At 70.3% G+C, this 5,337-nt stretch carries 3 protein-coding genes and 1 pseudogene; all 4 read right to left on the minus strand.

The window, feature by feature from the left end; genetic code table 11:
• Positions 1-94 (minus strand): annotated as a pseudogene (locus tag AC31A1_RS45970) (helix-turn-helix domain-containing protein); the annotation flags it as partial.
• A gap of 19 nt (positions 95-113) precedes the next feature.
• Entirely contained in the window at positions 114-2,816 is a 2,703-nt protein-coding gene (aceE, locus tag AC31A1_RS45975; RefSeq protein WP_489659027.1) for a pyruvate dehydrogenase (acetyl-transferring), homodimeric type, read from the minus strand.
• Positions 2,817-3,115: 299 nt separating this feature from the next.
• Positions 3,116-3,739, minus strand: coding sequence for a GntR family transcriptional regulator (locus AC31A1_RS45980; protein WP_366493938.1), 624 nt, complete (start codon positions 3,737-3,739; stop codon positions 3,116-3,118).
• Positions 3,740-4,293: 554 nt separating this feature from the next.
• The coding region (sucB, locus tag AC31A1_RS45985) for a 2-oxoglutarate dehydrogenase, E2 component, dihydrolipoamide succinyltransferase (RefSeq protein WP_489659028.1) at positions 4,294-5,337 on the minus strand (1,044 nt) is incomplete at its 5' end.

Genomic DNA, 5,337 nt, shown 5'->3' on the forward strand with positions numbered 1-5,337 from the left:
CCGCGTACACCGGGACGCCCGCCTCGGACAGTGCCTGCGCGTCCCGGGTGACGGTCCGCTCGGAGACTTCCAGCTCCCGTGCCAGCTCGGCGGCGGGGGCGAAAAACCAAGCCCTACAGGCCGTACCGCTCCCGCGCTTCCTTCACCGCCGTAGCCTTCACTTCCCCACGCCGCGCCAACTGCGCCAGCGCCGCCACCACGATCGACTCCGCGTCGACACCGAAGTACCGCCGAGCCGCGTCACGCGTATCCGACAGCCCGAACCCGTCCGCACCCAGCGACGACCAGTCCTGCTCGACCCACTGCGCGATCTGGTCGGGAACCTGGCGCATGTAGTCGGAGACCGCGAGCACCGGACCCGCGGCACCCTGCAGCGCCTGCCGCACGTACGGCACCCGCTCCTCGCCCCGCAGCAACGCCGCGTCCGCGTCCAACGCATCCCGCCGCAACTCGGTCCAGGACGTGGCCGACCACACGTCGGCCGCCACACCCCACTCCTCCGCGAGCAACTGCTGCGCCTTCAACGTCCAGTGGATCGCCGTACCGGAACCGAGCAGCTGGATCCGCGCCGCGTTGGCAGCCGGCGAAAGTCCCGCCGATTCCGCCGTGTTGAAGCGGTACAGGCCCTTGACGATGCCCTCGTCGATGCCGAGGCCGGCCGGCTTGGCGGGCTGGGGGATCGGCTCGTTGTAAACGGTGAGGTAGTAGAAGACGTTCGGGTCCTCACCCGGGGCCGCCTCGCCGTACATCCGGCGGAGGCCGTCCTTCACGATCGCCGCGACCTCGTACGCGAACGCCGGGTCGTACGACAGCGCCGCCGGGTTCGTCGCCGCGATCACGGGGGAGTGACCGTCCGCGTGCTGCAACCCCTCGCCCGTCAGCGTCGTACGGCCCGCCGTCGCGCCGACGAGGAAGCCGCGGCCGAGCTGGTCGCCGAGCTGCCACATCTGGTCGGCCGTGCGCTGCCAGCCGAACATCGAGTAGAAGATGTAGAAGGGGATCATCGCCTCGCCGTGCGTCGCGTACGACGTCGACGCGGCGATGAAGTCCGCCATCGAACCGGCCTCGGTGATCCCCTCGTTGAGGATCTGGCCGTTCTTGGCTTCCTTGTAGTACATGAGCTGGTCGCGGTCGACGGGCTCGTACGTCTGGCCCTTGGGGGAGTAGATCCCGAGCGACGGGAAGAGCGATTCCATGCCGAAGGTGCGTGCCTCGTCGGGCACGATCGGCACCCAGCGCTTGCCGGTCTCCTTGTCGCGGACCAGGTCCTTGACCAGGCGGACGAAGGCCATCGTCGTCGCCACGTTCTGGCTGCCCGAGCCCTTGTCGAAGGACGCGAACGCCTTCTCCGAAGCAGACGGCAGCGGAGCGATCGCGTGCGTACGGCGGGCCGGGGCCGGGCCGCCGAGGGCCGCGCGGCGCTCCTGGAGGTAGCGGACCTCGGGGGAGTCGGCGCCGGGGTGGCCGTAGGGCACGACCCCGTCGATGAAGTCGCTGTCCTTGATGGGGAGTTCGAGCAGGTCACGCATCTGCTTGAACTCGTCCGTCGACAGCTTCTTCATCTGGTGGTTGGCGTTCTTCGACGCGAAGCCCTCGCCGAGCGTGAAGCCCTTGACCGTCTGCGCGAGGATGACCGTCGGGCCGCCCTTGTGCTCGACGGCCGCCTTGTACGCGGCGTAGACCTTGCGCGACTCATGACCACCGCGCGAGAGGTGGAAACACTCAAGGATCTTGTCGTCGCTCAGCAGCTTCGCCATCTCGACGAGCGCCGGGTCCTTGCCGAAGAAGTCCTCGCGGATGTAGGCGGCGCCACGCGTCTGGTACGTCTGCACCTGGGCGTCCGGTACCTCGCGAAGGCGGCGTACGAGCGCGCCGGTCGTGTCGAGCTGGAACAGCTCGTCCCAGGCGCTGCCCCACAGCGACTTGATGACGTTCCAGCCTGCGCCGCGGAACTGGGCCTCCAGCTCCTGCACGATCTTGAAGTTCGCGCGGACCGGGCCGTCGAGGCGCTGGAGGTTGCAGTTGATGACGAAGGTCAGGTTGTCCAGACCCTCGCGGGAGGCGAGTGCGAGGGCCGCCGTCGACTCCGGCTCGTCCATCTCGCCGTCGCCGAGGAAGGCCCAGACGTGGGAGTCCGAGACGTCCTTGATGCCGCGCGCCGTCAGATAGCGGTTGAAGCGCGCCTGGTAGATCGCCGACAGCGGGCCGAGGCCCATCGACACCGTCGGGAACTCCCACAGCCAGGGCAGCCGGCGCGGGTGCGGGTACGACGGGAGGCCGTTGCCGCCCGCCTCCCGGCGGAAGTTGTCGAGGTGTGTCTCGGTCAGGCGGCCGTCGAGGAAGGCGCGGGCGTAGATGCCGGGGGAGGCGTGGCCCTGGATGTAGAGCTGGTCGCCGGAGCCGTCCGCCTCCTTGCCCTTGAAGAAGTGGTTGAAGCCGGTCTCGTACAGCCAGCCCGCGGAGGCGTAGGTGGCGATGTGGCCGCCGACGCCGTATTTCGCGCCCCGGGTCACCATCGCCGCCGCGTTCCAGCGGTTCCACGCGGTGATCCGGCGCTCCATCGCCTCGTCGCCGGGGACGGACGGCTCGGCGGCGGTCGGGATGGTGTTGACGTAGTCCGTCTCAAGCAGCTTGGGCAGCGCGACGCCGTTGCCCTCCGCGCGCTCCAGCGTGCGGCGCATCAGGTACGCGGCGCGGTGCGGGCCGGCAGCCTTCGCGACGGCGTCCAGGGAGGCCTGCCATTCGGCGGTCTCCTCGGGGTCGCGGTCCGGGAGCTGGTCGAGCTCGCTCGGCTGGATGGCGTAGGGGTCGGTCATAACGCCGCCTTCCTCAGTCGAAGGGGGGTTCCCTCATCGGCAAGGGGATTTCGGGGGTGCCCTTGGTCTTTGGCAGGACAGGGCGGCGGGCCCTTGTGCTGTGACACGGTGCGGCTTCCGCCGCGTGGCCCGTCGGTGACTGTAACTCCCTGATCGATGATCGATCAAAGGTTCCCGGGCAAAATATCTCGATTACGAGAAAGTCGGCACGGGGTGCCTTTTGCCGGGGCACCGGGTGCCGTTTTTTGGGCCGTTTCGCAGGGAGTTTTCGCAGGTGAGCGTGGATGCGCTCGGCTGCGTCACGGGCGCGGGGCGCAGCCCAGCACGTGTGCCTTCACCAGCTCCGCGATCCGCGGATCCCGGCGCCGGAACGCGGCCACCAGCTCCTCGTGCTCCTCCGCGTACGACTGCTGCACCGTCCCCAGCCAGCGGATCGACAGCGCCGTGAACACCTCGATGCCGAGGCCCTCCCAGGTGTGCAGCAGCACGGAGTTGCCGGCGGCGCGGACCAGCTCACGGTGGAAACCGACGGTGTGGCGGACCTGGCCGGTCCCGTCCGCGTTGCGGTCGGCCTCGTAGAGCGCGGCGACATGCGGTTCGAGCGCCGAGCAGTCCGCGGCGAGCCGCTCGGCCGCCAGCTCCGCCGCGATCGCCTCCAGACCGGCCCGCACCGGGTAGCTCTCCTCCAGGTCGGCCGCGGTCAGGTTCCGGACCCGTACGCCCTTGTTCGGCGCGGACTCGATCAGCCGCAGCGACTCCAGCTCGCGCAAGGCCTCCCGCACCGGCGTCTGGCTGACCTCAAGCTCCGTCGCGATCCGCCGCTCCACGATCCGCTCGCCCGGCTTCCAGCGCCCGCTCACGATCCCCTCCACGATGTGCTCGCGGATCTGTTCGCGCAGCGAGTGGACGACGGGCGCGGTCATGAGAGCTCCTTAAGGGCGTTTGACGTTTAGACAATAAGGCCGCACGCCCGCTCGGGAGGGGCGCACGGGGGCGCTTTCATGCAGGTGAGACGAGACTTACACGCTGATGGCGCGGACGACGCCGTTGCCCTGCGGGGCGTCGGGGGCGCGATGAACTGGGGGAGTTCGAAGCGGGGCACGGGGTCCCGGGCTGGTGGCGATGGGGTGGCCGGTTGTCGACCGTCGCTCACTCCGGCGTGCGGGCCTGGCGGACGCCGCGCGGTTACGGATCATGGCCGGCACCCCGCGCCTGGTGGCGCCCGCGTCTTCGTGAGACCGGACGCTGCGGCTTCCGCGTCGCCGGTTCGGACAGGCGGGAGAGCGGCGCCGTCGACACGCGCTGTTTACCACGCCCGGCGGCGACGCCAGGACTTGGCACCGGCGCACGACGGGATCGTACGCCGGGACGCTGGGCGGTATGCGAGGTGTCGCGCGGCCGGGAAACGCCCGGTGCCCCCGCCCGGAAAACTCCGGGACGGGGGCACCGTACGAACAACAGGCCAGGTGGCCGGCGGCTACAGGCCGAGCTCGACCTCGAACTCGCCCGCCTCCAGGATCGCCTTGACCGCCGTCAGGTAGCGGGCGGCGTCCGCGCCGTCCACCAGGCGGTGGTCGTAGGAGAGGGTCAGGTACGTCATGTCGCGGACGCCGATGACCGTGCCGTCCTCGGTCTCGATGACCGCCGGGCGCTTGACCGTGGCACCGATGCCGAGGATCGCGACCTGGTTCGGGGGCACGATGATCGTGTCGAACAGGGCGCCGCGCGAACCGGTGTTGGAGATGGTGAAGGTCGCGCCGGACAGCTCGTCCGGGGTGATCTTGTTCGCCCGGACCTTGCCCGCGAGCTCGGCGGTGGCCTTGGCGATACCGGCGATGTTCAGGTCGCCCGCGTGCTTGATGACCGGGGTCATCAGGCCCTTCTCGGAGTCCACCGCGATACCGACGTTCTCGGTGTCGAAGTAGGTGATCGTGCCCTCTTCGACGTTGATCCGGGCGTTGATGGCCGGGTGGGCCTTCAGCGCCTGGGCCGCCGCCTTCACGAAGAACGGCATCGGGGAGAGCTTGACGCCCTCGCGGGCGGCGAAGGAGTCCTTCGCCTGGCCGCGCAGCCGCATCAGGCGCGTGACGTCGACCTCGACGACCGAGGACAGCTGCGCCTGCTCGTGCAGCGCCTTGACCATGTTGTCGCCGATGACCTTGCGGATGCGGGGCATCTTGACGGTCTGGCCGCGGAGCGGGGAGGCCTCCAGGACGGGGGCCTTCTTGGCGGTGGCGGCCGGAGCGGCGGCAGCGGCCGGAGCCGGGGCCGCGGCGGCTGCCTTCGCGGCCTCGGCGGCGGCGATGACGTCCTGCTTGCGGATACGGCCGCCGACGCCGGTGCCCTTGACGGTGGACAGGTCCACGCCGTTCTCGGACGCGAGCTTGCGCACCAGCGGGGTGACGTAGGCGCCGTCGTCCGTGGCCTGGGCGGCGGCGGGCGCCGGAGCGGCCGGGGTCACCGGAGCCGGAGCCGCGACCGGCGCGGGGGCCGGGGCGGCTCCGGCTCCGGTGACCCCGGC

The sequence above is a fragment of the Streptomyces sp. P5F9 genome (assembly GCF_057961495.1).

Bases quoted from the DNA above. Each gene is read 5' to 3' on its own strand.
- AC31A1_RS45980 (WP_366493938.1), bottom strand. From the start codon at position 3,739: ATGACCGCGCCCGTCGTCCACTCGCTGCGCGAACAGATCCGCGAGCAC.
- aceE (WP_489659027.1), bottom strand. From the start codon at position 2,816: ATGACCGACCCCTACGCCATCCAGCCGAGCGAGCTCGACCAGCTCCCG.